The sequence below is a fragment of the Mesorhizobium sp. genome (assembly GCF_005063415.1).
Lineage (GTDB): Bacteria > Pseudomonadota > Alphaproteobacteria > Rhizobiales > Rhizobiaceae > Mesorhizobium.
In genome coordinates, this window is sequence record NZ_SUEG01000382.1 from 1 (window position 1) to 392 (window position 392).

A 392-nucleotide genomic window follows, 5' to 3' on the forward strand; every position below is an offset into this window, starting at 1 on the left:
CCGAGAACAGTGCGCCTTCCGGCTTCCAGCATTTGGTGCAGCCGCAGGCATGGTTATGGGCGATCTGGCCCTTGACCTTCACCTTGACCGAGTTGCTGGTGCAGGCGCAGACCAGCGTGCCGCCGGCAAAGTCGGCCTTTTGCCTGGGCAGTCCATTGTCGATCTTAGGATGCAGTTTTTCCGGCATTTTTGTTTCCTCCCTTGTTGAACATCTGCATTTTTCGGCCGCTGGCTGGTTAGCCGGCGGCTTTCTCCTCGTCAGTAAACCACCACGCTCCTGATCGACTTGCCTTCATGCATCAGGTCAAAACCCTTGTTGATGTCCTCGAGCTTCAGTGTGTGGGTGATCATCGGATCGATCTCGATCTTGCCATCCATGTACCAGTCGACGA

At 55.6% G+C, this 392-nt stretch carries 2 pseudogenes; both read right to left on the bottom strand.

What is annotated here, in order from left to right:
* Positions 1 to 187, bottom strand: a pseudogene (locus E5W70_RS32705) (aldehyde-activating protein); the annotation flags it as partial.
* Positions 188 to 258: 71 nt separating this feature from the next.
* Positions 259 to 392, bottom strand: a pseudogene (locus tag E5W70_RS32710) (S-(hydroxymethyl)glutathione dehydrogenase); the annotation flags it as partial.